The organism is Methylobacterium sp. 1973 (assembly GCF_040545035.1).
GTDB classification, from domain to species: domain Bacteria; phylum Pseudomonadota; class Alphaproteobacteria; order Rhizobiales; family Beijerinckiaceae; genus Methylobacterium; species Methylobacterium fujisawaense.
In genome coordinates this window covers 1-26,638 of record NZ_JBEPLA010000009.1, presented here as the reverse complement: position 1 = coordinate 26,638, position 26,638 = coordinate 1, and the positions used below count along the sequence as shown (strand labels likewise).

The window sequence follows — 26,638 nt, the reverse complement described above, 5'->3', positions numbered from 1 at the left end:
CGCGGACCGGCCTCCCGCACCCGTACGGATCGACGCCCGACCGGGACCCGGCCGCGCAGGTCCGCCAAGTCCACGCCAGAACGAAGTGAGAGGCGCCCCATGGGATCGATGCAAACCGCGTTCGTCCACGCGGCAATCCTGTCCACACTCGCGCTCCCGGCGGCCGCGGCGGAGACATGCCGCGACCATTACCGGAGCGAGGGGACGCCGATGCTTCAGGCCATCACCTACAAGACGTGGATGATCTTCCCCTCGGTCAGCCCCAAGGCCGCGTTCGACCGGGTGACGCGGGCGGTCCTGGCCGAAGGCTTCGTGGGCGTGCACGTCGAGAAGCAGCTCGGGACCCTGACGGCCCAGCAGGAGACATCCGGCTCGGGGCGACCGCAGACGCTGCGGGTCGTCGTGCGCAAGGCCGGGACGGGCAGCCGGGTCGACGCCCTCTTCATGGTGCAGGCCGGTCAGATCGGTCAGGACGTCGACCAGAACCTGTGCCGCGTCGTCGATGCCGCGGCGCAGTAGGGCCCGGATGGCGCGCGGCTGCGGGCGTCCGCCCGCACCCCGCGGCCTGTCACGGGGGAGCGGCGTGGCTCCGCGGCGCTGCCCGGGCGCGCGGTCCGGATGCGAGGTTCAGATGCCCCGTTCAGTGCGAGGCCGGCCGTGACGCGGCTCCTGGTGGCGGCCGTCGCCGCATCCCTCCTGGCGCCGTCTGCGGCCCGGGCGATCGACTGCCGCAGGGCGGCCAGCCCGCTCGAGCGCATGATCTGCGCCGACGCGGCGCTCCGGAAAGCCGATGCCGCCCTGGGTTCGGCCTATGCCGGCCTCCTGCACGGCACGGACGACGCCGAGATCCGGGCGATGCTGATCGCCAGCCAGAAGCGCTGGGTGGCGGCCCGGGACACGTGGCTCGGCGACCTGGACGCGGCCGACGCGCGCACCATCGTGCTGGGGGCGATCCGGGCCCGGACCGAGGACCTGTCCGGCCGCGCGAAGAGCGATCCGGCCCGGCCGCACTGGATCGCGGCGGCGCTGCGCCAGCGGGCCTTCGCGGCACGGTTCACCGGCGGCCCCTTCGCGGGGTTCGACACGGCCTGCTATTTCCTGCCCGTCGGGCAGGACCGGGTCTACGGCTGCTTCGGCAGCCGGCGCTTCCAGAACGGCGACCGGGTCTGCACGCTGTCCGACGACTGGGCGAGCGGGCACACCACCGAGACGCGCACGGTCGGGCGGGTCGTCGACGGCGCCGTGCGAACGGTCGCGACCTGCACGATCGGCGGGGGCGACGACGCGGAATGCCCGGGTCCCGAAAACCCCGCCGGCCGCTGGACGCGGCCTGCCGCCCCGGCGGCCGCGACTGCCAGCGCGACGACGGCGCCCGCAGGCCCTCGGGCCGTCCTCGATGTCGAGCTGGCCTCGGACGCCGAGGCCGAGACCTGGCTCTCGACCTGCCTGACAGACCCCGCCTATCCGCCGCCCGACCCGGTTCCGGCGGCCGGGACGGAACCGGGGTCGCGCCCGCCGGCGCGCGCGGGCGACCCGAACGGGAAGTGACGATGAGACCGGACGCCCCCTTGCCGGACCCGGCCCGCAGCCGCCATCCGGGTGACGTCGGCCTTCGGCTGCGCGCAGGCCGTGGCGCAGCCGGGGAGGCTCCTCGGCGCCCGCGCATCGGCCGAGCCGGCCGGGCACCCGCCTTGGCCCTCGGCCTGATGCACGGTCTGATGCTCGGCCTGCCCCTCGCCGAGCCGGCCGGGGCGCAGGACGGGCCGCCGGCGCCGCGGGTCGCCTCCGCCGTGAAGAACCTGCGCTTCGTGCCCCTCGCCGCGCTGCCGCGGGCCCCGGGCGGGGCGGGGCGCCAGGCCGGCTGCCCGGGCGAGGTCGTCCCGGCACAATCGGAGGCGGCGCGGGCTGTGGCCGCCCGGGACTGGTTCGTCACCGGCGAAGCGGCGCTGGGCCGCTACCGGGCCGTCAGCTTCGCCAGCGACCTGCAGCAGGGGACGAGCGGCACCTGCTTCATCGCGGACGGCAATGTCGGCCTCTTCGAGGGACCGCGCCTCGTCGCCCTCGTGTACGGCGCCGGCCGGACCGGCGCGGTCGGCCGGATCGCGGCGCGCGCCGGCGGCGTGCGCCTCTGGGACGGCGACCTGCCGCCCTCTCCGGTGGGCGACCTGACCCTGCGCCCGGACGGGACCCTGTCCCTGGAGCCGCTTCCCGCGGTCGAATCCGTCTGCGGCGGCCGCGGAGCGGTCCCCGCCATCCGCGGCCAGCCGATCGACACGGCCCGGGCGGCGCTGATCGCCGCGGGCTGGACGCCGGTGAAGGGTCCGCCGAGCGACGATGCGCGGGAGCGGGACCTCGCCCGGCGCGGCGTGATCGAGGTCGACGGCTGTTCCGGGACGGGCCTCGCCTATTGCAGCTTCCGGTATGCGGGGGCCGCCGGCACGCTCTCGGTGACCACGACGGGCGACGGGGACCTGCCCGAGGTCCACGAATACGGAGTCACGTGCCGATGAGACGGATCCTGCGGGCGCTGGCGCTGATCGCGGCGACGGGCCCGGCCGCGACCGCCGCGGTCGCGGCGCCCGCGCCGCCCTGCGCGGCCGAGGCCGAGCGGCAGGCCCTCAAGCTGCTGCGCTTCCACAGCGACGGCGACGCGCGGGCCACGGTCGATCCCGCTTCCGTTCGGTCCGTCGGCACCGTCGCGTCCCTGGTCGGGACGCGGCGCTTCCAGGTGATCGAGGCGGAGGGCAGCATCGACAAGGGCGATTATCGGATCCGGCTGATCTACGCGCCGATGCCCGGGAGCTGCGTGCTGATGGGGCAGGAGATCCTCGAGCGGTCCGATCCCTACTGAGCACCGCCCTCAGCGCGCGCCGAGGCAGCCGGTCCCGGGGGCCGGCAGGACCAGCCAGGCGCCCCCCGCGTAGAGGCGCCGGACCGCGCCCGGCGCGGCGGGCCGGATCACCAGATACGCGCGGCCGGCCGAGACCAGGGCCCCGTCGTCGGCGGCCGCCAGGGCGGCGGGGTTCCCGAGCGCCACCACGGTCTCCGGCTGGACCGCGAGGGCGGTCAGCGCGGTCACGCCGAGCCACCCGGCGAGCGCCGCCGCCGCCGGGGCGACCGGCAGGCCGCGCCGGGGGCGCCGATCAGTAGTCGTAGGCATGCTCGAACCGGCCCCCCGCGGCCTCGACGGCGCGGATCTGTTCGACGAGCTGCTCCACCGCGGTGTCGTAGCCGACGCGCTGCCAGCCCGGCTCGGACTGGATCGGCATCGCGAACAGCGGCTCGGCCCCGGCGAGGGCGACCGTCCGGCCCGGCGGCAGGAGGACGGTGGTGAGGATGCGGTCGTTGCCGGCGATCTCCAGCACGGTCCGGCCGCGCGCCCCCAGGCCCCGCAGGATCTCCGTGAAGGCCCGGTAGCGCGGCGTCTCGATCAGGGCGGCCGGTCCGCCATCGCCGGCCGGGACGGGGCCGAGGCGGGTGATGCGCGGGTCGGCGGCCGCGTCGGCGGCGTCGAGCCCCGCCACGACGCTGCGGATCGTCAGGCCGGCCGGGTCCATCCCGGCGAGCCACGCGATCCCCCGCGCGTAGGCCCATTTCACCCCGTATTGCAGCGAGAGCGCGCCGCGCCGCTCGACCGCCCGCAGGGACGGCGTGAACGGGACATCGCGCCAGAGCCGGGACAGCTCCGCGTCGAACGGGTAGCGGTACCAGGGGGTCTGGCGCAGGAACACGGCGTAATCCGCGAGCAGCCGGGCGTTGAACCGGTCCTCCTCCGTCGGCTCGGGCCCCCGCCACCACGCAGTCAGCGCCCCGACGGTGCGCTCGTAGGCGCCCTGGATCAGCATCTCGGCCGTGAAGCTGAGGCCGATGACGTAGTTGGTGACCTTCTGGCCCGCGGTGACGTCGCCGGTACGCCCGGCCGCCCGGGTCGCCCCGCACAGGCTCGTCCAGAAGCCGGTGGTCGCCGCCCAGTAGTCGAAGGCCGATTCCGAGGCGGATCGCGTCACCCCGGCGAGGTCCGCGTAGGCGTGGACGATGTCCCATTCGGGGAAGGTCAGGTAGCTGTCGCCGGCCGCGCGCTTGTAGCCGTCGGGGGCGATCCCGAAGCGCGAGCCGCCCCCCGCACGCCCCTGCAGGGTGGGATCGGGCGCGACCGCGCAGCCCCCCTCGATCGCCGCGACCGGCAGGGCGCAGGCGAGCGCGAGGAGGGCCAGGCCGGCGGCCGCCCAGCGGGCGGCCCGCCGGCGGCGACGGGCGGGACGGGGGCTCACGCCGCGCCCGCCGCGGCGGCGCGCCACGGCCACCAGCCGAGCACCACGCCGGCGAGCCCGAGGCTCAGGTGCGGGCCGTTCGAGAGGAGCGGGCTGTCCTGGAAGCCCTTCAGGAACAGCGACAGGTCGAGGAAGCTCGACCCGGTGATCACCCCGACCACGCCGTCGAGGAGGTAGATCGCCCCGAAGGCCCGCAGGAAGGTCACGGCGGCGTGCCGCGACCACAGGGCGGCGGCGAGCGCCCACAGGCCGGAGGCGAGGTGGAGCGCGTCCTTGTAGACGTCGAGCCGGAACAGGCCGAAGACGCGGCCCTCCGCGTCCCGGAAGGCCGGGATGTAGTCGGTGGCGGCGGCGAACAGCAGGATGGCCGCGAAGGCGAGGGCGGCCGCCTGTGGGGGCGTGGGTCTCATGAGCGGATCCTTGCGCGGTCAGGCCATGGAGGTCGACCAGAGGGCGTTCCGGAACAGCAGCCCGGGATCGTACCGGCGCTTGGCCGCCACGAAGGCGTCGAGCCTGGGATAGGCCCGGGCCATCTGGTCGCGCCGGGCATGCAGGCGGTAGGGCAGGTAATAGGCCCCGCCGAGCGCCACGACGCGCTCGATCAGGGCCTCGGTCATGCGCATCATCGCGGCCTCGTCGCCGGGGGTGAGCCCCTGCGAGAACGACATCACAGCACCGATGCGGGAAGAAGGCGCGTAGGCCAGCGTCGAGTCCGGGTCCGCCGCCACGTAGCGCAGGGTCACGTTGAGGCAGTCGCAGCCCGAGCCCGGGATGATCTCCCGGCAGGCGGCGCGGAACGCGTCGAACCGCTCGGGCGGGACGAAATACTCGTGCAGGATGTCGGTGCGGTTGCGGTCGCGCGAGGCGAGGTTCGCCACCGGCTCGTTCATCAGGCTGTTGCGGGTGGCGAGGCCGGGGTCGAGCGTCGGGTTGAGCCGGGTCTCGGCGATCCAGCGGGCGCGCTTGCCGAACTCGCTGCCGACCTGGGCGCGGTAGATCTCCCGCGAGACCGCCGAGAACGCCCCCTGCGCGGCCGCGGCGGGCAGGACCTGCGGCGGGTGCTCCGCCTCCGCGTAGGTGACGAGGATCGCCTCCTCGAAGAACCCGGCCTGCGCCACCGAGAGGCGGCCGTAGGCCATGCGCAGCCGCGGGTCGCGCTCCACCGCCGCCACGAAGGCCGGCGCGAACTCCGCGGCCGGCATCACCGCGAAGGTCGGCGTCAGGAGGCGGTTCGGCACCATCTCGACCACGAGGTCGACCACGATCCCGAACAGGCCGTAGCCGCCCATCGCCAGCCCGAACAGCTCGGCGTTCTCGGTGCGGGAGCAGGTGACGAGGCTGCCATCGGCCAGGACGAGGCGGAGGGCGCGGACGGTGGAGCCGAAGGGCCCGCGCGGGGCCGGCCAGCCATGGGCGTTGACGCTGAAGGTCGAGCCGACCCCGAAATCGCTGTTCGACTGCATCACCGCGGGCGAGAACCCGATCCGGTCGAGCTGCCGGATGACCTGCGACCAGCGCGCGCCGGCCCCGACCCGGTAGAGGCCGGCGGCGGTGTCGGGCTCGATCGGGCCGCCCTCCAGGGTCACGGCCGTCCCGTCGCGGGCGAGGCTCTGGCCGCCCATGGAATGGCGGGCGACGCCGACCGCCACCGGCCGCCCGGCGGCGGCGGCGTCCCGGATCTCGGCGCGCAGGGCCTCGATCAGGGCCTCGGTCGACCCTGTCGGGAGCACGGCGTGGCGGGCCACCGGGGTCGGGTTGAGGCCGCTCGCATCGTTCAGGATGATCCGCGGGGCGGCCCGGGCCGCCCGCGGCAGCAGCGCGGCGGCCGCCAGGGCGCCGCCGCCCGCGAGGATTCTGCGCCTGCTCGGTCGTATCCCGGTCATGACCGCCGCCCCCAGCCCTCGATTCGCTCCGGCGGGGCGACCGGCTCGCCCCGCCGGCCTACCCTGCGACGGGTCCGGGCCCGCCGGCGTGAGATCGCGCACGGAGCGCGATACGGCCGGACAAACCGGCCGGCCCTCTTCGCACGCGGCGGCTCGTTCGCCCATTCCAGCGGCCGGCCGCGCGGTTAACCGCACGCCTGCGCGGGTCCTGCGCCTGCTCAAGGCCCGCTAGGATGCCGTCTTGCGTGACCTGCTGCCCGCGGGCCTGCCCACAGGCGCCCGTGACGGCGAGCCTGCCGCCTTATGAGGTCCGCCCCGTCCAACGGGAGGACGAAGCCCTGCGGGGCGCGCGGGGTAAGACGGGTGCCGCATCGTCGGTCGGCCGCCCGTCCGTCCGGCCAGGGCCCGTGGCGACACCCGATCGGCCCTGTGACGCCCGCCTGTCCCGAGAGCGTGATTCTGGCCGGATCCGGCGCATGTCCGGCTCCGGGATCGGAGTGTTCTGCGTGCGCGGAGATAACCGGCCGTCGCCCCCGCAGGACTTCCGAGATTCTTCGTGCCGCCCGGCGGCCGAAGCCGTCTCAAGGCACGCGATTGTCCATCGCGGCTTGACACTGACCTTCCGCCTCGTGGCCACTCGCCGGCCTTCATCCCCTGCGCTGGAGCGGATATCGGCCGCGGCGGGACCAGCGGCGCCTGCAGATCCGTTGCCGGAGGCGGATCCGACGCGACGCCACTCGGGCGCTCGCTTGCGCGCGGGTCTCGCGGGTTGCTGCCGAGCGCGGTGGCGCGTCGTCCGTGAGCCCTTCGGCCTCTTAAGCATGCCCGAGGCGGCGCGCGCGCCGTGCGGAACGGTGTCGTGAGCTTGGCTGTTGCCTCCCTGCCGACCAGTCCCTGGCCGGCACCGAGCCGCCGGCGATGACCGGCGCGCCGACACCCTGAGAGGAACGCCTATGAGGAAGTCCCTGCTGGTCGTCGCCGTCCTGGCCGCCTTCGGCGCGGCCGGCGCCGCGACCTCGGCCTCGGCCGCGCCCGGCCTGCCCGGCGCCGTGAACGCCCCGTCGGACGTGGTCTCCGTCCGCATGGACCGGATGCACGGCCACCATCACCACCGGATGATGCGCCATCACCGCCACGGGCACATGATGCGCCATCACCATCATCGCGGGCACATGACGCGGCATATGCACCGCCATCACCGCATGTGAGCTGGTCGGGGCCCCCGAGGGGCCCCGTTCCCCGGGATCCGGCGTGCGGCCCGGCCCTGCGACCGGCGCGACATGAGCCGGGCCAGGCCGCCCCAGCGGGAGGACTGACCGCACGCCTCTACTCTGCGGCCTCGCGGTGGACCGGCTCCGGCTGGCGCGCCCGGGACGTGGCCGTCGCGGGCCGGACCCTGCCGAAGCGGGCGTAGAGGGCCGGCAGCACCACCAGCGTCAGCAGGGTCGCGCTGATCAGGCCGCCGATGACCACGGTGGCGAGCGGCCGCTGGATCTCGGCTCCGGTCTCGGTGGCGATGGCCATCGGCACGAAGCCGAGCGAAGCGACCAGCGCCGTCATCGCCACCGGCCGCAACCGGATCATCGCGCCCTCCAGGATGGCCTCCCGCTTCGGGCGCCCCTCCGCCACGAGCTGCTTGATGAAGGTCAGCATCACGAGGCCGTTCAGGACCGCCACGCCCGACAGCGCGATGAAGCCGACCGCCGCCGGCACCGAGACCGGCATGCCGCGCAGCCACAGGGCCACGATGCCGCCGGTCAGCGCCAGCGGCACCGCGCTGAACACCAGCAGTGCGTCCCGCGGCGAGCCCAGGGCCGAGTAGAGCAGCAGGAAGATCAGGAAGAAGCACGCCGGCACCACCACCATCAGCCGCTGCTTGGCCGAGGCGAGGTTCTCGAACTGGCCGCCCCAGGTCACGAAGGAGCCCGGCGGCAACGGCACTTGCTGCCCGACCTCGGCCTGCGCCTCCGCCACGAGGGAGCCGATGTCGCGCCCGCGCACGTTGGCGGTGACGACCACCCGGCGCTTGCCGTTCTCGCGGCTGATCTGGTTCGGCCCCTCCGTGACCGAGAAGCCCGCCACCTGCTTGAGCAGGACCGAACGCGCACGGCCGTTCGGGCCGGGCGGCAGGGGCACCGGGATATTCTCCAGGGCCTCGCGGTCCTCGCGCACCGTGTCGGTGAGGCGCACCACGATGGGGAAGCGCCGGTCGCCCTCGAAGACGACGCCGGCATCCTTGCCGCCGATGGCCGCGCCGATGACCTCCTGGATGGCGCCCGTGCTGAGGCCGTAGCGGGCGGCCTCGGCCTTGTTGATCTTGATCTCCAGGAACGGCAGGCCCGCCGTCTGCTCGACCTTCACGTCCTCGGCGCCGTCGATGCCCTTCAGGGCCGCCGCGATCTGGTTGGCGGTCTTCAGCATCGGCTCGAACTCCTCGCCGAACACCTTCACGGCGAGGTCGCCCCGGGTGCCGGCGAGCAGCTCGTTGAAGCGGAGCTGGATCGGCTGCGAGAACTCGTAGACGTTGCCGGCGAGCGCCCCCACCGCCGTCTCGATCTGCGCCTGCAGGTCGGCCTTCGACAGGCTCGGGTCCGGCCACGCCTCCTGCGGTCTGAGCATGACGAAGGTGTCGGAGGAGTTCGGCGGCATCGGGTCGGAGGCGACCTCCGCCGTGCCGGTCTTCGAGAACACGTAGGCGACCTGCGGGAACTTGGAGACCACCTGCTCGACCTTGAGCTGCATCGCCTGCGACTGGGTCAACGAGGTCGAGGGGATGCGGGTGGCGTTGAGCGCGATGCTCTTCTCGTCGAGTTGCGGGATGAACTCGGTCCCGAGCCGGGTGAACAGGACGCCCGCCCCGACCAGCAGCAACAGGGCCGCCCCGAGAAAGGCGAGGGGACCGCGCACCGCCGCCCCGAGCACCGGCCGGTAGGCCGCCTTCAGCGCCCGGATGATGAGGTTGTCCTTCTCGGTGACCGTGCCGGTGATGACGATGGCGATCAGCGCCGGCACGAAGGTCAGCGACAGGATGAAGGCCGAGACCAGCGCGATGATGACGGTCAGCGCCATCGGCGCGAACATCTTGCCCTCGACCCCGGTGAAGGTCAGGAGCGGCACGTAGACCAGGATGATGATGGCTTGCCCGTAGAGGGACGGCTTGATCATCTCCTCGGCCGACGCCCGCACCGTCTGAAGGCGCTCCTCGGTCTCGAGGGCCCGCCCGAGGGCGTGTTGCTTCTCGGCGAGATGGCGCAGGGCGTTCTCGGTGATGATCACCGCCCCGTCGACGATGAGGCCGAAGTCGAGGGCGCCGAGCGACATCAGGTTCGCCGAGATCTTCGCCTCGACCATCCCGGTCAGGGTCATCAGCATCGCCACCGGGATGACCAGCGCCGTGATGACGGCCGCCCGGATGTTGCCGAGCAGCAGGAACAGGATGACGATGACGAGGGCCGCGCCCTCGGACAGGTTCTTCACCACCGTCCTCACCGTCGCCTCGACGAGACGGGTCCGGTCGAGGACGGTCTGGACCGCGACGCCGGGGGGCAGGCTCCTGCGGATCTGGTCCATCTTGGCGTCGACCGCGGCGGCCACCGTGCGGCTGTTCTCGCCGATCAGCATCAGGGCGGTGCCGATGACGACCTCCTGGCCGTCCTCGCTGCCCGAGCCGGTGCGCAGGTCGCGGCCGATGCGGACCTCGGCGATGTCCCGGATCCGGACCGGCACGCCGCCGCGGGTCGCGACCACGACGTTGCCGATGTCGTCCATGTCCTCGAGGCGTCCGGCGGCGCGCACGACGTAGCCCTCGCCGTTATCCTCTAGGTAGCGGGCGCCCTGGTTGGCGTTGTTCGCCTCCAGCGCCCGGACGACGTCCGAGAAGGACAGGTCGAGGGAGGCGAGCTTATCGGGGTCGGGCTGGACGTGGTACTGCTTCTCGAAGCCGCCGATCCCGTCGACGCCGGCCACGCCGGGCACGGTCTTGATCTGGGGCCGGATGATCCAGTCCTGAACCGTGCGCAGGTACGCGGTCTGCTCCAGCGCCGTCCTGAGGCGCTGGCCCTCGGGGGTCAGGTAGCTTCCGTCGGGCTGCCAGCCCGGCGCGCCCGCCTTCGAGAGCGTTCGCTCGCCGGGCTTCGCGTAGTGGATCGACCACATGTAGATCTCGCCGAGGCCCGTGGAGATCGGGCCCATGGCGGGCTCTGCCCCGGGGGGCAGGTCCCGCCTCACCTGGGCGAGGCGCTCGGCCACCTGCTGGCGGGCGAAGTAGATGTCGAGCGTCTCGGCGAAGACGGCGGTGACCTGCGAGAAGCCGTTGCGCGAGAGCGAGCGGGTGTATTCGAGCCCCTTGATGCCGGCGAGGGCGGTCTCGACCGGGTAGGTGACCTGCTTCTCGATATCGACCGGCGCGAGCGAGGGCGCGGTCGTGTTGATCTGCACTTGGTTGTTGGTGATGTCCGGGACCGCATCGATGGGCAGCTGCGTCACCGCGTAGCCGCCGAAGCCGGCGGCGAGCAGCGACAGCAGCAGCACGAGCCAGCGCTGGCGGACCGAGACGTCGAGGATGCGGCTGATCATGTCTCGGCCCCTCAATGGTCGTGGCCGGCTTCGCTCTTCCCGAGCTCGGCCTTGAGGAGGAAGGTATTGGCGACCGCGATGTCCTCGCCGGCCCTGAGGCCGGAGACCACCTCGTAGGCGTCGTCGTCCGCGCGCCCGAGCTCGACCTCGCGCTTCTCGAAGCCCTCGTCGGTGCGCACGAAGACGACGCGCTTGCCCTCGACGGTCTGGAGCGCGGCCTTGGTCACCCGGACGGGCACTCGATCCGTCTCGGTCTCGACCTCGGCCGTGACGTAGGTCCCCGGACGCCAGGCCATGTCCTGGTTGGGCAGCGAGACCACCACCCGGGCGGACCGGGTGTCGGCGTTCAGCAGCGGGCTGACGAACACCACCTTCCCCTGCACGCTGCGGCCGCCGCGGTTCACGGTGACCCGGGCGCCTTCCCGGACCTCGTCGAGGTCCGAGGTCGGCACCGCGAGCTCGATCCAGACGGTCGAGAGGTCGGCCACGGTGTAGACGTCGGCCGGGTCGCCCTCCTTGCCGACGGCGGTGCCCACATCGACCTTGCGCTCGACGATGCGGCCGGAGATGGGCGCCCGCAGCTCGTACTGGCGCAGGGTCGAGGCGTTGGGCGTCGCCTCGTCGCGTTTCTGCGCGGCGGCGACCTCGGCGGCGTTCAGGCCGAGCGCCGAGAGCTTCTGGCGGGCGAGGTCGACGCGGAGCTGGTTCTCCTGGAACACGGCCTTGGCGTTGTCGAACGCCGCCTGGGATGCCGCCGCGGATGCCAGCAGCCTCTGCTGGCGCTCGAAATTGACCTTCTGGAGGTCGGACTGGACCATGGCGGTGAGGTACTCGCTCTTGGCGTCGGCGACCTCGCGGCTGTCGAGGACGGCGACGACGTCCCCCTTCCGCACGTCGTCGCCGAGGCGCTTGCGCATCTCGGACACCGTGCCGACGACGCGGACCGGGACGCGGGCGATCCGGTCCGTGTCCGGCGTGATCGTGCCGGGGACGAGGATGTGCCTCGACAGCAGGCCGCCTTCCGCCTTGGCCACCTTGATGTCCTGGTTCTCGATCTGCTCGGCGGTCATCGTGACGTGCCCCTCCGCGCCCTCGGCTTCGGAAGGCTCGTGCGCTCCGTGAGCGTGGCCTGCGCCCGCCTTGGGGGCGGCGGCCTTGCCGTGGTCGTGGCCGCCGCCCGCTTCGTGGCGGGGCTCGCCCGGCGATGCTGGGCCAGGCCCGGCGGCGAAGGTGTGGAGGGCCGGCGGCAACCCGGCCGCGGCGAGGAGGCCGCGAACGAAGCCGGACACGGCGGGAACGGCGGCGCCCACGAGGACGCCGGCGGCCACCAGGGCCGCAGTCAGGAGAATGCGCATGATGCCTGCTCGTCGGGGCGCCGGTGCCGTGGCGGCTTCCGGGCCGGTCCCGTTGCGATGACGTGAGGAAGCGGCCCCGGGGCCTCGGACCCGGGGTTCAGGACGCGCGCCGTCGCGGCGTCACCTCAGGCGCGCGGCGGACGCGGCAGGCGGTCGGGGGAGATCGAGGCGCGCGCCGCGTCGACCGGGGCGTAGCAGGGTCGGGACGGCAGGGCGGGCGGAACGGGGGCGAGGCCGTCCGACGGCATGGCCACGTGGCAGCCGCAATGGACGTGGCAGGCGATGCCGGGATCCGCCGCCCGGGCCGAGGCCGGCGTCAGGTCCGACGCCATGACCAGCTCCGTCCGGTCGTGGCCCGGATGGTTCTGATTATACGCCAGGTCCTCGGCGAGGCCGGCGGTCGGGAGAGCGACGGCCAGCGCCAGGACGAGCGCGAGCGCGCGGGCGACGGTCGCCCACCACCCCGTCCAGGCCCCGAAGGCTCGCTGGCGTCCCGCCGACTTCATCGTGCTCCTTATGGGCGATTCGGGCGTCGGGCCACAAGACGCGGGGGTGAAACGCCGGGCGGTCAGGTCGCCGGTCCGGCCGACGGAGTGCGGAATGTCACCGTCCGTCGCGGCTCAACGCCGTCGCGACAGCCTGGCTCGGCCGGCATCGGGAGAGACCCGACAGGAGACGACACCTCTTCGCCCTGGCGCCAGACGCCCAATCCTCCGCGGGCGGCTCCGGCGACTGGCGGCCGCACGACCACGTCGACGACCACGTCGGCCGGCATCACCATCCGCGCCGCGACGAGGACAGGTCGTTCTTCGATGAACGGGGCCCCCATCCCCCCAACCACGACTTCGCCGACGGAACGGACCGCCCCGGACCGCCCCGGACCGAACGACGGTCCGGGGCGGTCGGCGGAGGCTCAGGCGCCCCGCGGCCCGAACAGGATGAGGGCGCTGCCGAGCACGCATACGAGGCCGCCGGCGATGTCCCAGCGGTCGGGCCGGTGGCCTTCGAAGCCCCAGAGCCACAGGATGGCCGCGACGACGTAGATGCCGCCGTAGGCCGCATAGGTGCGTCCCGCCGCCCCGCTCTCCACGACGGTCAGCAGGGAGGCGAACAGCGCCAGCGAGGCCATCCCCGGGACGAGCCACCACGGGGATCTGTCGAGGCGCAGCCACGCCCAGAAGGCGAAGCAACCGGCGATCTCGGCCAAGGCGGCCGCGGCGAAGGCGGGATAGGTGAGCATGGGCGCGTGTTCGCATGCGCCGTGCGTGCGACAAACCGGCGACACGGGCCGGAGGCGCCGGTCCTGACCACGCGGCGGGCCGGCGCCGTCTCGACCTCCTCCCGTCCCGGCTTGAGGCGGCCGAACCGTGCGGGCGTCGCCGGCGCCAAGCTGCGCCCGGGCGCACGCTGCCGTCCACGCGCCACGTCAGGTCCTGTCGGGACCGGCTTGGGCCTGTACGGCGGCGATCTGCCGTATCCGCCGCGGCAGGTCGCGAACGAGAGCGGTCTTCCGGTAGGGCGTCATCTTCCGCCACGCGCGGATCTCCGGGACCGTGCGGCCGCATCCGAGGCACCAGCCGGTCCGCCCGTCCCACTGGCAAACCCCGATGCAGGGGTCGTCCGTCTTCATGTTAGGGCTCCGTACGCCAGGCGGCCCGTCCGCCGCTGGACACATATAGGGTACCCCCCTATACGTCACTACGACGAGGAAGCCCGCGATGGCCCACACGGTCAAGGAAAAGGCCAAGCTCCTGGCGCGGGTGCGCCGGATCAAGGGACAGGCGGAAGCCGTCGAGCGGGCCCTGGAGGCCGAACTCGGCTGCGCCGACGTCCTGATGCTGGTCGCCTCGATGCGCGGGGCCATCAACGGCCTGACCGCCGAGCTGATGGAAGACCACATCCGTCACCACGTCGTGAACCCGGACGCGGAACCGGACGCCGAGCGCGCCCGGGGCGCCGCCGAGCTGATCGAGGTGGTCCGGACCTACCTCAAATGAAGGCCGCCCCATGACGCCGTTCGCCGACCTGCTGCAGCAGGGGACCGCCCATGCCTGGCTGTTCGTGCCGAGCGCGATCCTGCTGGGCGCCCTCCACGGCCTGGAGCCCGGTCACGCGAAGACCATGATGGCGGCGTTCATCATCGCCGTGCGCGGCACGGTCCTGCAGGCGGTCCTGCTCGGGCTGGCGGCGACGCTCTCCCACACGGCGGTGGTCTGGACCATCGCGCTGGGCGGCCAGTACCTCGGCCGGGAATGGGGCGGCGAGGCCGCCGAGCCGTATTTCCAGCTCGCCTCGGCCGCCCTCATCCTCGGCGTCGCGTTCTGGATGGCGTGGCGGACCTGGCGCGAGCAGCATCACGCGCACGACCATCACCACCCTGACGCGCATCGGCCCATCGTCACGCGCGACGGTGCGCTGACGCTGGAGGTGTTCGAGGACGGCGTGCCGCCGCGCTGGCGCCTGCGGGCCGAGGGCGGATCGTTGCCGGTCCCCGCGGCCGTCACGGTCGAGACGGTGCGCCCGGATGGCGCCCGGCAGGCGTTCGGATTCGTCGCGCGCGAAGGCTTCCTGGAGAGCTGGGACGAGATCCCCGAGCCCCACGCGTTCACGGCGCGTGTCCGCCTCGACGGCCCGGCCGGGTCGGAGATGCACGAGGTCGCCTTCGCGGAGCACGACCACGACCACGATCATATGAACCTCGGCGACGAGGACGACGCCCATGCCAGGGCGCACGCGGAGGACATCCGCCGCCGCTTCCAGGGCCGCACCGTGACCACGGGGCAGATCGTGCTGTTCGGCCTGACCGGCGGGCTCATCCCGTGCCCAGCCGCCATCACGGTGCTGCTGCTGTGCATCCAGCTCAAGCAGTTGAGCCTCGGCTTCGCGCTGGTCGCCTGCTTCAGCATCGGGCTGGCGCTCACGATGGTCTCGGCCGGCGTCGTCGCGGCCTTGAGCGTGCGGCACGTGGCCGGCCGCTGGTCCGGGTTCGGCGCGTTCGCACGCCGGGCGCCGTACGCCTCGGCGGCGCTGATCGTGCTGGTCGGCCTCTACACCGGCTGGCTCGGCTGGGACGGCCTCCGCCACGCCGCCGCGGCGCAGGCGGCCCAGTCCGGGACATCGGTCGGGACATCGGTCGGGTGAGCGACGACTGCCGGGTCTGAAACGCCGGCGGCGGCCTCGACCTTCCGGCCCAGGGCTGACAGCCTATCGCACGGCCGGAAACGGACGGGCTCGGGCATGGCAGGCGATTCCCCCGGAAGGTCTCAGCAGGCGGCCGGATCGCGCACGGCTGCCCGAGGCCTCGACAGCGATCCGTCAGAGCAGGGCCAGGGCGACGCCGCCCAGGGCCGTGAGTGCGACGACCATCCAGGGCGGCGTCCGGCCGACGGTCAGGAGCCCGAAGGCGAGAACGGCCACCGCGTAGTCGCGCGCGTTCCCGACCGCGCTGGTCCAGACGGGATCGTAGAGCGCGGAGCCGAGGATTCCGACCACCGCCGCGTTGGTCCCGCGCATGGCCGCCTGGGCCAGCGGTCGCGTCCGGAGCGCGTCCCAGTAGGGCAGCATGCCGTAGACCAGCAGCAGACCGGGCAGAAAGATCGCGACCAGCGCGATGGCCGCACCGACCACGCCGTGGGGTGCCGGTCCGGCGACGGCTCCGAGATAGGCCGCGAAGGTGAACAGCGGCCCGGGCACGGCCTGGGCGGCCCCGTATCCGGCGAGGAAGGTGCCGGGGCCGACCCAGCCCGGGGCGACCACCTCGGCCTGCAGCAGCGGAAGGACCACGTGGCCGCCGCCGAACACCAGAGCCCCGGAGCGGTAGAAGGCATCGAACAGCGCCAGAGCCTGGGATTGCAGACTGGCGGCCAGCAGGTGAGGGACGACGAGGAGCAGCGCGAAGGCGAGCAGGCCGATTGCGCCGGCCCGTCGGGACACCGGGAAGGCGAGAAGCCCGGCCTGCTCCTGCGGCGGCAGCCGGCAGAGCACGAGGCCGGCGAGGGCACCGAGCGCGATGGCCCCGACCTGACCGACCGACCCGGCGACCAACACGGTGAGGAACAGCGCCGCCACCGCGATGCCGGCGTGCGGCCGATCCGGCGCCAGCGCGCGGGCCATGCCCCAGACCGCCTGCGCGACCACCGCGACGGCGACCAGCTTGAGCCCGTGGATCGCGCCCTCGGCCACCGGGCCGGACAGGGCGCCGGCGCCGGAGGCGAAGGCCAGAAGCAGCAGGGCGGAGGGCAGGGTGAAGGCCGTCCAGGCCGCGAGCCCGCCGAGAAGCCCGCCGCGCAGAACCCCGAGCGAGAACCCGACCTGGCTTGACGCCGGCCCGGGCAGGAACTGGCACAGCGCCACGAGGTCGGCATAGCCACGCTCGTCCAGCCACCGGCGCCGTATGACCAACTCGTCGCGGAAATAGCCGAGATGCGCGACCGGGCCGCCGAACGAGGTCAGGCCGAGCTTGAAGAAGGCGCGGAACACCTCCCCGGCGGAGCCGGACGCGCCCGCCGAGGCGGGATCGGTACGCCGCGCCTCGGCGGCCGCGGGGGCTTCGGTCATGGGCGGCCTCGCTCCGTCGTGCCGGCGGGGGGACGGCCGGCCATGCGTTCGCGAGCGGCGTCCCGCATCGGACGGCCTCCGACGGCGCCCCCGCGAAGCCCGCCGCGCCCTGCGGTCGCATCCGTCGGGATCGCGGCGCCATCCTGCGGTGTCGCATGTCGGTATCGGGATCGAGGGACCGGTACAAGCCACCCGCGCAGGCCTGTCTCGCCCCGGTCCCGCCGGGGATCGCCCCCCGGCAAGGTCATCGGCAAAACGGCCGACAACGGCCCGGGACCGGCCACCGGTCTACGCCGTCACGCCGAGGCCCGCCGGCACGCCGAGGCCCGACGATCCCGGGGGCTTGACCTTCCAACGGTGGGAAGCCCCATCTCGTCGGGACGGCATCCGAAGGAGAACGTCATGGTCCGCTTCAAGGTCGACAGGATGGGCTGCGGTGGCTGCGCCGAATCCGTGACCCGCGCCGTTCAAGCCATCGATCCCGGCGCCCATGTCGAGGTCGACCTCGGTGCGAAGCGCGTCACCGTGTCGAACGCCTCGGCTCCGGCCGAGCGGATCGCCCAGGTTCTCGTCGCCGCCGGCTATCCGGCCGAGCCGATGCTCGCGGCGGCCTGATGCTTCGGGCCGCCAACCCAACCTGCGCTGTGCATGGACGTCCCATGCCCGACATGGTCCCGCCACCCGAACCGGTGTAATCCTGATTCCATGTGCTTCGACCGGCAGATCGCGCGCCTGATGGCGGCGATGATCCTCGCGATCATCGCCTACGTCGCGCCGTCCGCCGCCCAGGCCCACGAGGGCCATGGGGGTCATGGCGGCCATGGGGGCCACGGCCGCCACATGGCCGCGGCGCAGCCGAAGGCGACGGCGGCGGCGGTGGCGGTGGCGGTGGCGGCGAAGCCGACGGTTCGCGCCGCGGCGCCCACGTGGTCCAAGGTCGTCACCACGGCCGTCGAGGCGGCGTACATCGCGCCGACCGGGGACGCGTGTTGCCGGCCCGGTTGCAAGACCCGCTGCTGCGGGACGATGTCCTGCTGCGCGACCGGCGTCCTGTCCGGGTCCGACGCCCTCGTCCCGTCCCTGTTCCGGACCGGCACGCAGATCCCGGGGGACGTCTCCGGCCGCGTCGGCACCGACCCCGAGACCCTGCCCAAACCCCCACGAACCCTCGCCTGAGATGAGGCGCGCCCGAGGCGCGCGACGCCCGAGCTGCGCCCGCGAACGGCCGCGCCCGGCATCCCCACCGCGAGGAATACCGTTTCCATGTCGACCCGTCTTGCCGCCGCCCTGGGCGCGATGGCGCCGCTTGCCGCCGTCCTGGCGGGATCCGCGCTCGCCCATGAGGGCCATGACCACGGCGCGGCCCCGCCGCCCGTCTCGAAGACCATCGCCCCCCGCGGCGAGGCCCTCTCGGAGACCTTCGAACTGGTCGCCGTCCCGCGCGACGGCACCCTGACGCTGTTCCTCGACCGCTTCCGGACGAACGAGCCGGTGACCGGCGCGACCATCGATGTCGAGACGCCGGACGGCCCGAAGACCGCGACCGCCACGCCGGAGGGCGGCTACGCGCTCACGGCCCCGTGGATGTCGGCGCCCGGCCGGCACGAATTCGTCGCCACCGTCACGGCGGGCGGGGACGTCGACGTCCTGACCGTCGCGGTCGCCGTGCCGGACCCCTCCGGCCGCGCGGCCGCGGCGCCCGCCGAGCCGTCACCGGGGCGGGCCGCCCTGTCGCGCGTGTCCGAGGTCGCCCAGGAGGTTCGCGCGCGCCTCGGGCAGAAGGATCCGACCCTGGTCGGCGCGGTCGTCGTCGCCTTCCTGCTCGGCATGCTGGTGACCGGGCTCGCACGCGGGCGCCGCAGCGTCCCGGCGGTGGCGTTGCTCGCCATCGGCATCACCCTCGTCCTCGGCACGGCCGCCTTCGCGCATGGCGACGAGGACCACGGCCCGGCCGTGCAGGGTGCCGCCCTGACCGAGCCGCGCCCGTCCGGATCCTCCGATCTCGCCCAGCGCCTGCCCGACGGCTCCGTCTTCGTGCCCAAGCCCACCCAGCGGTTGCTGGTTCTGCGCACGACGATGACCGAGCAGGGCCGGTTCCACCGCGCGGTGGAACTCCCCGGCCGCATCATCCCGGATCCGAATGCGAGCGGTGTCGTGCAATCCTCGGTCGGCGGCCGCCTCTCGCCTCCGGCCTCGGGGCTGTTTCCCCGCCTCGGCACCCGGGTGCGCCGGGGCGAGGTGCTGGCCACCGTCACCCCGCCGATCCAGGCCGTCGACCTCTCCGACATGCGCCAGACGCAGGGCGACCTCGACCAGCAGATCTCCATCGTCGAGCGCCGGGTCGACCGCTACAGGCGTCTCGCCCTGACGGGGGCGGTGGCCCAGACCCAGCTCGACGACGCTCTGGCCGAGTTCAAGGGCCTGCAGGACCGGCGCGCGGCCCTCGACCGGATCCGCCGGGAGCCCGAGCCGCTGGTTTCCCCGGTGGATGGCGTGGTCGCGCAGGCCGCGGCGGTCGCCGGGCAGATGGCGAGCCCCGGGCAGATGGTCTTCCAGATCGTCGACCCGAACCGCCTCTGGGTCGAGGCGCTGAGTTTCGATGCCCTCACGGCGGCGCAGGACGCCACGGCGCGGCTCGCCGACGGCCGGCTCCTGACGCTCGCCTACCAGGGCTCGGGGCTCGCCGACCGCAACCAGGCCATCCCGGTCCAGTTCGCGGTCCAGGGCGACGCGTCGGGCCTGCGCGTCGGGCAGTTCGTCACCGTGCTCGCCGCGACGGACCGCGAGCAGGCGGGCTTGGCCCTGCCGCGCGCGGCGGTCGTGCGGACCGGCAACGGGCAGGACGTCGTCTACGAGCACACCAGCGCCGAGCGGTTCGAGGCGCGGCCGGTGCGCGTCGAGCCGCTCGACGGCGGCCGCGTGCTGGTCGCCGAGGGGATGGGGCCCGGCCGGCGGGTCGTGACCCAGGGTGCCGAACTCCTCGACCAAGTGCGCTGAGGAGGCCCGCGATGTTCACCGTCCTCGTCGGCCAGTCGGTCCGCAACCGCCTGCTCGTCCTCGCGCTCGCCGCGGCGCTGGTGCTGTACGGCGCCTTCGCCGCCACCAAGCTGCCGGTCGACGTCTTCCCCGATCTCAACAAGCCGACCGTCACCCTCATGACGGAGGCGGAGGGGTACGCCCCCCAGGAGGTCGAGCAGCTCGTCACCTACCCCATCGAGACCCGGATGAACGGACTCCCGGGCGTCACCCGGGTGCGCTCGGTCTCGGGTGTGGGGCTGTCCATCACCTATGTCGAATTCGACTGGGGCACCGACATCTACCGGAATCGCCAGCAGGTCGCGGAGCGTCTGGCGCTCGTGCAGAACCAGCTGCCCCGGGGCGTGACCCCGGTGATGGCCCCCATCTCCTCCATCATGGGCCAGATCCTGCTGGTGGCGGTCACGAGCGCGACGGCGAGCCCGATGCAGGTGCGCGAGGTCGCGGACTTCACCCTGCGGCCGCGGCTGCTGACCATTCCGGGCGTCGCGCAGGTCATCCCCATCGGCGGTGAGGTGCGCCAGTTCCGGATCGGCCCGAACCCGGCCGCCATGCGCGCGCTCGGGGTGACCAACGTGCAGCTGGAGACCGCGCTCGCGCAGTTCGGCACGAATGCCGGCGGAGGCTTCACCGACCAGAACGCCCGCGAATACCTGATCCGGAACATCGGCCGCACCCTGAGCCTCGACGACCTGCGCAACCTCGTGGTCGCGACGGTCAACGACGCGCCCGTATCCCTGCGCCAGGTTGCCGAGGTCTCCTTCGCCGCGAAGGTGAAGCGCGGCGACGCCGGGTACATGGCCAAGCCCGCGGTCATCGTCTCGGTGGAGAAGCAGCCCGACGTCGATACGGTGCGGCTGACCCGCAGGATCGAGACCGCCCTGAAGGAGATGGCGCCGACGCTGCCGGCCGGCATCCGGGCCGACCGGATCCTGTTCCGGCAGGCCGACTTCATCGAGACCTCGATCCGCAACGTCGAGGGCGTCCTCGTCGAGGCGGTGCTGGTGGTGGCGGCGGTGCTGTTCGCCTTCCTGCTGAACGTCCGGACCACGGCCATCTCGCTGCTCGCCATCCCGGTCTCGGTGCTGACGACCGCCGCGGTGTTCCACCTGTTCGGGCTCTCCATCAACACGATGACGCTCGGCGGCCTCGCCATCGCCATCGGCGAACTCGTCGACGACGCGGTGGTCGACGTCGAGAACATTTTTCGCCGGCTCGGCGAGAACCGGAAGGCCGGCAACCCGAAGAGCGTGTTCCAGGTGGTGGTGGAGGCCTCGAACGAGGTCCGGTCCGGCATCGTCTACGCGACGCTGATCATCATCCTGGTCTTCGTCCCGCTCTTCGCGCTGTCGGGCATCGAGGGCCGGCTCTTCGCCCCCCTGGGGCAGGCCTACATCATCTCCATCCTGGCGAGCCTGCTCACCTCCATCACCCTGACCCCGGTGCTGGCCTCCCTGCTGCTGCCGGGGCTCAGGAACCTGGAGCAACACGACAGCCGCTTCCTGGCCCTGCTCAAGCGGGCCAACGCCGCCCTGCTGGGGGCCGCCTTCCGGCACCAGGGCCGGCTCGTCGGCGCCGTCGCCGTGGCGGTGGCGGCCGCGAGCGTGGCCGCCTGGAACCTGCCCCGGGCCTTCCTGCCGCCGTTCAACGAGGGCTCCTTCACGGTCAACATGACGTTCCGTCCGGGCATCTCCCTCGCCGAGAGCGACCGGGTCGGGCTCATCGCCGAGCGGCTGCTCCTCGACATCCGGGGCGTGAAGGCGGTGGGCCGCAGGACCGGCCGCGCCGAACTCGACGAGCACGCCGAGGGGGTCCACGCCTCCGAGATCGAGGTCGCCCTCGACGCGGACGCCGCGCGTCCGAAGGAGGCGCTCGTCGCCGACATCCGCGGACGCCTCGCCGCCCTGCCGGTGGCGGTGAATGTCGGCCAGCCGATCGCGCACCGGCTCGACCACATGCTCTCGGGCGTCCGCGCCGAGATCGCCCTGAAGGTGTTCGGCGACGACCTCGACGGCCTGCGCCGGGTGGCCAACGCCCTGCGCGACCGGCTGGCGGCGATTCCGGGCCTCGCCGACCTGCAGGTCGAGCGGCAGGTGCGCATTCCGCAGCTGGAGGTGCGGGTCGACTATACCCGGGCGGCCCTCTACGGGGTTCAGCCGGCCGCAATCGTCGAGCAGATCAGCCGCCTGTCGAACGGGCGGGTGGTCTCGACGATCGTGGATGGCGTGCGCCGCTTCGACGTGGTGCTGCGCCTGTCCGAGGACCGGCGGACGACCGCGGGGCTGGGCGATCTCCTCCTGGAGACACCGTCGGGCTGGGTGCCGGCGCGGCAGGTGGCCGACATCCGCGAGACGGACGGGCCGAACCAGATCCTGCGCGAGAACGCCCGCCGCCGCATCGTCGTCCAGGCCAACACCGACGGCGCAAGCGACATGGCGACCGTGGTGGCGGCCATCCGCGAGGCCGTGGCCAAGGAGCCGCTGCCGCCCGGCTTCTTCACCAGCCTGGAGGGCACCTTCCAGGCGCAGGAGGAGGCGAGCCGGACCATCGCGGCGCTTTCCGCGCTGTCCCTGGCCCTGGTCTTCGCCATCCTGTTCAGCCGCTACCGCTCGGCCGCCCTCGCCCTGATCATCATGGGCAACGTCCCGCTGGCGCTCATCGGCTCGGTGGCCGCCCTCTGGCTCGTGGGCCAGCCGCTCTCGGTGGCGTCGATGATCGGCTTCATCACGCTGACCGGGATCGTCGCGCGCAACGGCATCCTGAAGATCAGCCACTACCTGAACCTGTCGCTGCACGAGGGCGTGCCGTTCGGGCCCGACCTCGCGGTGCGCGGCAGCCTGGAGCGGCTGACCCCCGTGCTGATGACGGCGCTCTCGGCGGGCGTCGCGCTGGTGCCGCTGCTCTACGATGCGGCGAGCCCCGGCAAGGAGATCCTGCACCCGGTGGCGGTGACGATCTTCGGCGGCCTCGTCAGCGCGACGCTGCTCGACACCGTCCTGACCCCCGTCCTGTTCCTGCGCTTCGGCCGCACGTCGCTGGAACGGCTGCGCGCCCTCCACGCCGAAGCCCCGGCCCACCCATCGCCGTCGGGCACGCCCCCGCGCCCGGCCGAGGCGTACTGACCCCCGAGGAGACACGCGCATGATCCGAACGAGCCTAACCCTTGCCGCCGGCCTGCTGGCCGCAACCGCCGCCGACGCCCACGAGACTGCGGGCCGGCACGGCGGGCGCGTCGCCGACGCCGGCGACTTCCACGTCGAACTCGTCACCCGGGGCGAGACCGTCGACGTCTACGTGTCGGACGGCACGCAGGCGCCGGTCCCCGTCGCGGGCTTCAGGGGGACGGCCATCCTCGTGGCCGGCGGCAAGCCCGCCCGCGTGCCGCTGGAGCCGGCCGACGGCAACCGCCTGACCGGGAAGGCCCCGGCGGCGCTCGGCGACCGCCCGAAGGGCGCCGTGCAGCTCGCCGCCCCGGACGGGGCCACCGTCAGCGGCAAGTTCAACTGAACCGACCACCGAAGGGATCTCTTCCATGACCGTCGCCCGGACCCTCCTCGCCGCCGCCCTGCTGACCGCAGGCCTCGCCGGCACCGCCCGCGCACAGGGCCTGCACGACCACGGTTCCATGTCCGGCCAGGGGAGGGGATCGATGAAGCCGGACCCGAAGGACGACGCCTCGACCCGGGCGTTCAAGGCCGCCGACCAGGCGATGATGACGGACATGGACGTCCCCTACACCGGCAACCCCGACGTCGACTTCCGCACGCACATGATCCCGCACCACAAGGGCGCGGTCGCCATGGCCGAGGTCGCGCTGAAATACGCCCGGGACCCCGCCACGCAGGCGATGGCCCGGAAGATCATCGCCGACCAGACCACGGAGATCGCCGACATGGAGGCGTGGCTGAAGCGGCACGGCCGGTAGTCGCCGCCGGCGCCGGGCCGCCGACAGGGGCGCCCGGTCCGCGTCCCGATTCCACCCGCGCCTGTCCAGGGGCAACCGATGCATGCCGCCCGCAAGGCCACGCTCCACCGCATGGCCCCCTCCGCGCGCCTCTGTCCCTCCGGCCTGAAGGCCGAGGACCTGCGCGAATGCGGGGGCTTCGCGGTCGAGGACCGCAGGCTCACGGCCCGCGATGAGGCCGAACGCCTCAAGGACGAGCCCCCGGTCAAACCGACGCCCCGGACCTTCATCGACGACCTGCAGCGCCGTCTCGGCAAGGCGGCCCACGCCCGAACATGCCGACCTCCGTGCCGGCCAACGCGGTGTTCAAGGCGGTCGACCTCGAAGGGCGCGACATCGAGTGCGCCTGCGCCGGCGGGGCGAGCACGGTGCCGCCCGGCTTCGTCGCGCTGACCGAGAGCGTGATGATGGTCGCCCTGGCGGTCCGGATGCTGGCGATGCCCCCGTGAGCGGGGTCGTCGGCCTCTTCCCGGGGGGCCGGCCGCTCCCTGCGGCTCTTCAACCCGGCGATCCGGCCCCCGGCTGAGACGCGTGGGGCATGTGGTCCGGCCCGTCGGCGCCCGCTCGCCGTGGACTGAGGCCCCTTCCGCGGGCGGCACGCCACGCTGGAGGCGCACCACCACGGGACGGTCAGCCTCCGAGCGGGCCGCGTACGCCCCTCACGTGCCGAACGGGCATCACTCGCGGGTCCATGGGCTGGCATCCATGGCCTGACACGGTCTGAGCGAACGGTGTGAAACAGCCATGTGAGCCGCACCAGCACCTTCAGCTACGGGCTTGAATGTGCTGGCGCGCCCTACGGGAATCGAACCCGTGTTTTCGCCGTGAAAGAGCCACTAGTCAGACGTTTTGGGACATTCCCGGACGCGCTTGGATGTTGCGTTATCAAGCACTTAGTGTGATACCGTCCGAACCGGTCCCCGTTTGTTCGCCCACGTATATTGGGCCAAACTTGGGGTCATTCGAGGCCACGCATGTCCCGCACACTTCGTGAGGCAACGCTCGATACTCGCGCCGCCCGGCTGCGGCTGGCGCCATCCCGCAAGCCCTACTGGCGGTCTGTTGAAGGCGGCCTGCAGCTGGGCTACCGCCGCGGCGAGCGGGGAGGGGTCTGGCGTGCCAGGCGCTACGTCGACACCCGATACCTTGAGACCACGCTTGGCGTCGCGGACGACGAGACCGACGCCGACGGCGTGAAGGTGCTGGCCTACAAGCACGCTCTCGCCGCCGCGCGCACGTGGTGGCAGGCAGAGGAGCGTCGGGACCTCGGCGCGCCTGAGCAGCGCGCCGGGCCGTACACGGTCAGCGATGCCCTGGACGACTATCTCGCGCACTACATCGCCAAGGGCGGCAAGAGCGAGAACGCGACCCGGACGGCCGCCGACGTCCACGTGCGGCCCGCGCTCGGCAAGCTCGTCCTGGACAAGCTGACGACCCGCAAGATCCGGGACTGGCATCATGGCTTGGCCGGCGCGGCCCGGCGCCTCCGGACGAGGGCAGGGGAGGAGCAGCAGCTCGCCGAGATCGATGACGATCCCGAGGCGGTGCGCGCTCGGCGCGCCACCGCCAACCGGATCCTCACGATCCTCAAGGCCGCGCTGAATCATGCCTTCGCCGAGCGGCACGCCCAGTCAGATGCAGCTTGGCGGGCGGTGAAGCCGTTCCGCGAAGTTGACGCTCCGGTTGTCCGGTTCTTCACCGAGGACGAGTGCCGGCGCCTCGTGAACGCCGCCGAGCCCGAGTTCCGGCGCCTCGTGCAGGGCGCCTTGCTCACCGGCATGCGCTACGGCGAACTCGGCCGCCTCAAGGTCTCGGATGTGAACCTCGACGCCGGCACCGCCTCGGTACGGCGCGGCAAGGGCGGCAAGGGCCGCCATGTCGTGCTGACCGACGAGGCGCGCGCCCTCTTCCGGGACCTCACCGCCGGGCGGCCAGGCTCTGCCCTGGTGTTCGCGCACGACGACGGCCGGCCGTGGGGCATGTCGCACCAGATCCGCCCGATGGTCGAGGGCTGCCGCCGCGCCGGCATCGTGCCGGCGGCCGGCTTCCATGTCCTACGGCACACGCACGGCAGCGCTCTCGCTATGCGCGGCGTCCCCATGCAGGTCATCGCCACCCAGCTCGGCCACGCCGATACGCGGATGACGGAACGCCATTACGCCCACCTCGCGCCCAACTATGTGGCCGATACCATCCGCGCGAATTTCCCAACGCTCGGGCTGGGGACCGGTACCGGAGTCGCCAGCCTTGCGGACGCGAGGGCAGGGCAGGGGGCGCGGTCATGAGCGCCGGCAGCGCCACTGCCCCAGCGGCCCTCCCCGTGGTGGCCGAAACCACGCCCATCGCCAGCTACGGCAACGCCGCACGAGCGGCAGAGGTGGTGGGCGCCGATCCAGACCGCAGGTTCCTCCGCGCCTACAGCAGCATTATCCAGGGCTACGTCGACATGCTGCTCAGCGAGCACGCCGATCCGGTCGACAATCACGCACTGGCAGCAGAGCTTTCACGGGCCGCCGCGGATCCATTCGGCACCCTGAAACTGCACCTTGAGGGCAAGCTCGATCCTCGCGTGGCTGAAAGCGTCCAGGCAGCGATCGCCGAGAGCATCGACCAGAATGGCGAGCTCGGGGAGGGCCTCGCCCAAATTCCCCAAGATGTGCTTTCGTTCATGGTCAGCATGCAGCGCGGCATAGAGAAAGAAGCCGATCGCTACCGCGGGCCGAACAGCAAGCGTGGACCAAAGAAGAACTTCCCGATCTGGATGCTGACCCGGGACGTGTTCCGCCTCTTCGAAGACAACGGCCTGCGGACGTCTCTACCTTCGAATGCGAGCGCGGATGACGATGACAGTGTGACGCCACTCCTGAGGTTTGCCGAGATAGCGCTTACCGATGCTACTGCCGCTGACCTTGCCCCGTGTTTGCCCCCGTTCATAACCAGAGTCCGTTCTGGTTCTGGTCCTGTTGGGACCGGGTTGCAAATGCGTTCGGGGTGAGC

At 72.8% G+C, this 26,638-nt stretch carries 26 protein-coding genes; 16 read left to right on the top strand and 10 right to left on the bottom strand.

From position 1 onward, the window contains the following. Positions 1-99: 99 nt before the first annotated feature. The 4 genes from ABIC70_RS18040 to ABIC70_RS18025 all read left to right on the top strand — a co-directional run bounded on the left by ABIC70_RS18040 (position 100) and on the right by ABIC70_RS18025 (position 2,851). On the top strand, positions 100-519 hold the full coding sequence (locus ABIC70_RS18040; RefSeq protein WP_052083589.1) for a hypothetical protein: 420 nt from the start codon (positions 100-102) through the stop codon (positions 517-519). Between the two features lie 138 nt (positions 520-657). Beyond that, positions 658-1,548, top strand: a complete 891-nt coding sequence (locus ABIC70_RS18035; RefSeq protein ID WP_236961477.1) for a lysozyme inhibitor LprI family protein — start codon at positions 658-660, stop codon at positions 1,546-1,548. Positions 1,549-1,691: 143 nt separating this feature from the next. Continuing rightward, a complete protein-coding gene (locus ABIC70_RS18030) occupies positions 1,692-2,510 on the top strand; it encodes a hypothetical protein (protein WP_354440429.1) in 819 nt (272 codons plus the stop codon). Then, the gene (locus ABIC70_RS18025) at positions 2,507-2,851 is read left to right on the top strand and encodes a hypothetical protein (RefSeq protein ID WP_043389361.1); all 345 of its coding nucleotides are present in this window, start codon (positions 2,507-2,509) and stop codon (positions 2,849-2,851) included. The genes ABIC70_RS18030 and ABIC70_RS18025 overlap by 4 nt, the downstream gene beginning before the upstream one ends. A 9-nt stretch (positions 2,852-2,860) precedes the next feature. On the opposite strand, the gene ABIC70_RS18020 is transcribed toward ABIC70_RS18025, so the two are convergent. The 4 genes from ABIC70_RS18020 to ABIC70_RS18005 are packed head-to-tail and all read right to left on the bottom strand — an operon-like array spanning position 2,861 to position 6,154. After that, positions 2,861-3,160 carry a hypothetical protein gene (locus ABIC70_RS18020; RefSeq protein WP_354440427.1) on the bottom strand — a complete coding sequence of 100 codons (300 nt, stop codon included), beginning with the start codon at positions 3,158-3,160 and terminating at the stop codon, positions 2,861-2,863. Continuing rightward, the gene (locus tag ABIC70_RS18015) at positions 3,144-4,271 is read right to left on the bottom strand and encodes a hypothetical protein (protein WP_354440425.1); all 1,128 of its coding nucleotides are present in this window, start codon (positions 4,269-4,271) and stop codon (positions 3,144-3,146) included. Before ABIC70_RS18015 ends, ABIC70_RS18020 begins: the two co-directional genes overlap by 17 nt. Further along, positions 4,268-4,681: a DUF4383 domain-containing protein gene (locus tag ABIC70_RS18010; RefSeq protein ID WP_043356619.1), complete on the bottom strand. Its 414-nt coding sequence runs from the start codon at positions 4,679-4,681 to the stop codon at positions 4,268-4,270. Before ABIC70_RS18010 ends, ABIC70_RS18015 begins: the two co-directional genes overlap by 4 nt. Before the next feature lie 18 nt (positions 4,682-4,699). Further along, positions 4,700-6,154 (bottom strand): FAD-binding oxidoreductase, encoded by a 1,455-nt coding sequence (locus ABIC70_RS18005; protein ID WP_354440423.1) that lies wholly within the window; start codon positions 6,152-6,154, stop codon positions 4,700-4,702. Between the two features lie 953 nt (positions 6,155-7,107). On the opposite strand from ABIC70_RS18005, the gene ABIC70_RS18000 reads away from it, so the two are divergent. Next, a complete protein-coding gene (locus ABIC70_RS18000; RefSeq protein ID WP_354440421.1) occupies positions 7,108-7,362 on the top strand; it encodes a hypothetical protein in 255 nt (84 codons plus the stop codon). A gap of 118 nt (positions 7,363-7,480) precedes the next feature. On the opposite strand, the gene ABIC70_RS17995 is transcribed toward ABIC70_RS18000, so the two are convergent. The 5 genes from ABIC70_RS17995 to ABIC70_RS17975 form a co-directional block, all read right to left on the bottom strand. Further along, positions 7,481-10,729 (bottom strand): efflux RND transporter permease subunit, encoded by a 3,249-nt coding sequence (locus tag ABIC70_RS17995; protein WP_354440419.1) that lies wholly within the window; start codon positions 10,727-10,729, stop codon positions 7,481-7,483. An 11-nt stretch (positions 10,730-10,740) separates the two neighbouring features. Beyond that, positions 10,741-12,084, bottom strand: a complete 1,344-nt coding sequence (locus ABIC70_RS17990) for an efflux RND transporter periplasmic adaptor subunit (RefSeq protein ID WP_043356628.1) — start codon at positions 12,082-12,084, stop codon at positions 10,741-10,743. 125 nt (positions 12,085-12,209) lie between these two features. Beyond that, the gene (locus ABIC70_RS17985; RefSeq protein ID WP_354440417.1) at positions 12,210-12,590 is read right to left on the bottom strand and encodes a hypothetical protein; all 381 of its coding nucleotides are present in this window, start codon (positions 12,588-12,590) and stop codon (positions 12,210-12,212) included. A gap of 407 nt (positions 12,591-12,997) precedes the next feature. Continuing rightward, positions 12,998-13,324: a YnfA family protein gene (locus ABIC70_RS17980; RefSeq protein ID WP_043756616.1), complete on the bottom strand. Its 327-nt coding sequence runs from the start codon at positions 13,322-13,324 to the stop codon at positions 12,998-13,000. 186 nt (positions 13,325-13,510) lie between these two features. After that, positions 13,511-13,714 carry a DUF1289 domain-containing protein gene (locus tag ABIC70_RS17975; RefSeq protein WP_043756617.1) on the bottom strand — a complete coding sequence of 68 codons (204 nt, stop codon included), beginning with the start codon at positions 13,712-13,714 and terminating at the stop codon, positions 13,511-13,513. Between the two features lie 88 nt (positions 13,715-13,802). Between ABIC70_RS17975 and ABIC70_RS17970 the strand changes: the two genes are divergently transcribed. Beyond that, complete coding sequence (locus ABIC70_RS17970; RefSeq protein ID WP_043389372.1) at positions 13,803-14,081, top strand: metal/formaldehyde-sensitive transcriptional repressor; 279 nt, start codon at positions 13,803-13,805, stop codon at positions 14,079-14,081. A 10-nt stretch (positions 14,082-14,091) separates the two neighbouring features. Next, positions 14,092-15,225, top strand: a complete 1,134-nt coding sequence (locus ABIC70_RS17965; protein WP_354440414.1) for a nickel/cobalt efflux transporter — start codon at positions 14,092-14,094, stop codon at positions 15,223-15,225. A gap of 174 nt (positions 15,226-15,399) precedes the next feature. Here the strand turns inward: ABIC70_RS17965 and chrA are convergent, their stop codons facing one another. After that, the gene (chrA, locus tag ABIC70_RS17960) at positions 15,400-16,641 is read right to left on the bottom strand and encodes a chromate efflux transporter (protein ID WP_354440412.1); all 1,242 of its coding nucleotides are present in this window, start codon (positions 16,639-16,641) and stop codon (positions 15,400-15,402) included. Positions 16,642-17,043: 402 nt separating this feature from the next. Between chrA and ABIC70_RS17955 the strand changes: the two genes are divergently transcribed. The 9 genes from ABIC70_RS17955 to ABIC70_RS17915 all read left to right on the top strand — a co-directional run bounded on the left by ABIC70_RS17955 (position 17,044) and on the right by ABIC70_RS17915 (position 26,636). After that, the gene (locus ABIC70_RS17955; protein ID WP_043756622.1) at positions 17,044-17,256 is read left to right on the top strand and encodes a heavy-metal-associated domain-containing protein; all 213 of its coding nucleotides are present in this window, start codon (positions 17,044-17,046) and stop codon (positions 17,254-17,256) included. Positions 17,257-17,376: 120 nt separating this feature from the next. Beyond that, positions 17,377-17,817: a hypothetical protein gene (locus tag ABIC70_RS17950; RefSeq protein ID WP_354440410.1), complete on the top strand. Its 441-nt coding sequence runs from the start codon at positions 17,377-17,379 to the stop codon at positions 17,815-17,817. Positions 17,818-17,904: 87 nt separating this feature from the next. After that, on the top strand, positions 17,905-19,638 hold the full coding sequence (locus tag ABIC70_RS17945) for an efflux RND transporter periplasmic adaptor subunit (RefSeq protein WP_354440408.1): 1,734 nt from the start codon (positions 17,905-17,907) through the stop codon (positions 19,636-19,638). Between the two features lie 11 nt (positions 19,639-19,649). After that, a complete protein-coding gene (locus tag ABIC70_RS17940) occupies positions 19,650-22,799 on the top strand; it encodes an efflux RND transporter permease subunit (protein ID WP_354440406.1) in 3,150 nt (1,049 codons plus the stop codon). Between the two features lie 19 nt (positions 22,800-22,818). After that, positions 22,819-23,184 (top strand): hypothetical protein, encoded by a 366-nt coding sequence (locus tag ABIC70_RS17935; RefSeq protein ID WP_053611260.1) that lies wholly within the window; start codon positions 22,819-22,821, stop codon positions 23,182-23,184. A gap of 25 nt (positions 23,185-23,209) precedes the next feature. Then, the gene (gene copM / locus ABIC70_RS17930) at positions 23,210-23,602 is read left to right on the top strand and encodes a CopM family metallochaperone (protein WP_354440404.1); all 393 of its coding nucleotides are present in this window, start codon (positions 23,210-23,212) and stop codon (positions 23,600-23,602) included. A gap of 314 nt (positions 23,603-23,916) precedes the next feature. Beyond that, complete coding sequence (locus ABIC70_RS17925) at positions 23,917-24,090, top strand: hypothetical protein (protein WP_306307448.1); 174 nt, start codon at positions 23,917-23,919, stop codon at positions 24,088-24,090. Positions 24,091-24,615: 525 nt separating this feature from the next. After that, complete coding sequence (locus ABIC70_RS17920; RefSeq protein WP_354440402.1) at positions 24,616-25,926, top strand: tyrosine-type recombinase/integrase; 1,311 nt, start codon at positions 24,616-24,618, stop codon at positions 25,924-25,926. Next, a complete protein-coding gene (locus ABIC70_RS17915; RefSeq protein ID WP_354440400.1) occupies positions 25,923-26,636 on the top strand; it encodes a hypothetical protein in 714 nt (237 codons plus the stop codon). Before ABIC70_RS17920 ends, ABIC70_RS17915 begins: the two co-directional genes overlap by 4 nt. The last annotated feature ends 2 nt before the right edge of the window (positions 26,637-26,638 follow it).

Coding starts and splice junctions, on each gene's coding strand:
- ABIC70_RS18040 (WP_052083589.1), top strand. CDS start 100: ATGGGATCGATGCAAACCGCGTTCGTCCACGCGGCAATCCTGTCCACA.
- ABIC70_RS18025 (WP_043389361.1), top strand. CDS start 2,507: ATGAGACGGATCCTGCGGGCGCTGGCGCTGATCGCGGCGACGGGCCCG.
- ABIC70_RS18020 (WP_354440427.1), bottom strand. CDS start 3,160: ATGCCTACGACTACTGATCGGCGCCCCCGGCGCGGCCTGCCGGTCGCC.
- ABIC70_RS18010 (WP_043356619.1), bottom strand. CDS start 4,681: ATGAGACCCACGCCCCCACAGGCGGCCGCCCTCGCCTTCGCGGCCATC.
- ABIC70_RS18005 (WP_354440423.1), bottom strand. CDS start 6,154: ATGACCGGGATACGACCGAGCAGGCGCAGAATCCTCGCGGGCGGCGGC.
- ABIC70_RS18000 (WP_354440421.1), top strand. CDS start 7,108: ATGAGGAAGTCCCTGCTGGTCGTCGCCGTCCTGGCCGCCTTCGGCGCG.
- ABIC70_RS17995 (WP_354440419.1), bottom strand. CDS start 10,729: ATGATCAGCCGCATCCTCGACGTCTCGGTCCGCCAGCGCTGGCTCGTG.
- ABIC70_RS17990 (WP_043356628.1), bottom strand. CDS start 12,084: ATGCGCATTCTCCTGACTGCGGCCCTGGTGGCCGCCGGCGTCCTCGTG.
- ABIC70_RS17985 (WP_354440417.1), bottom strand. CDS start 12,590: ATGAAGTCGGCGGGACGCCAGCGAGCCTTCGGGGCCTGGACGGGGTGG.
- ABIC70_RS17980 (WP_043756616.1), bottom strand. CDS start 13,324: ATGCTCACCTATCCCGCCTTCGCCGCGGCCGCCTTGGCCGAGATCGCC.
- ABIC70_RS17975 (WP_043756617.1), bottom strand. CDS start 13,714: ATGAAGACGGACGACCCCTGCATCGGGGTTTGCCAGTGGGACGGGCGG.
- ABIC70_RS17970 (WP_043389372.1), top strand. CDS start 13,803: ATGGCCCACACGGTCAAGGAAAAGGCCAAGCTCCTGGCGCGGGTGCGC.
- ABIC70_RS17965 (WP_354440414.1), top strand. CDS start 14,092: ATGACGCCGTTCGCCGACCTGCTGCAGCAGGGGACCGCCCATGCCTGG.
- chrA (WP_354440412.1), bottom strand. CDS start 16,641: ATGACCGAAGCCCCCGCGGCCGCCGAGGCGCGGCGTACCGATCCCGCC.
- ABIC70_RS17955 (WP_043756622.1), top strand. CDS start 17,044: ATGGTCCGCTTCAAGGTCGACAGGATGGGCTGCGGTGGCTGCGCCGAA.
- ABIC70_RS17950 (WP_354440410.1), top strand. CDS start 17,377: ATGGCGGCGATGATCCTCGCGATCATCGCCTACGTCGCGCCGTCCGCC.
- ABIC70_RS17945 (WP_354440408.1), top strand. CDS start 17,905: ATGTCGACCCGTCTTGCCGCCGCCCTGGGCGCGATGGCGCCGCTTGCC.
- ABIC70_RS17940 (WP_354440406.1), top strand. CDS start 19,650: ATGTTCACCGTCCTCGTCGGCCAGTCGGTCCGCAACCGCCTGCTCGTC.
- ABIC70_RS17935 (WP_053611260.1), top strand. CDS start 22,819: ATGATCCGAACGAGCCTAACCCTTGCCGCCGGCCTGCTGGCCGCAACC.
- copM (WP_354440404.1), top strand. CDS start 23,210: ATGACCGTCGCCCGGACCCTCCTCGCCGCCGCCCTGCTGACCGCAGGC.
- ABIC70_RS17925 (WP_306307448.1), top strand. CDS start 23,917: ATGCCGACCTCCGTGCCGGCCAACGCGGTGTTCAAGGCGGTCGACCTC.
- ABIC70_RS17920 (WP_354440402.1), top strand. CDS start 24,616: ATGTCCCGCACACTTCGTGAGGCAACGCTCGATACTCGCGCCGCCCGG.
- ABIC70_RS17915 (WP_354440400.1), top strand. CDS start 25,923: ATGAGCGCCGGCAGCGCCACTGCCCCAGCGGCCCTCCCCGTGGTGGCC.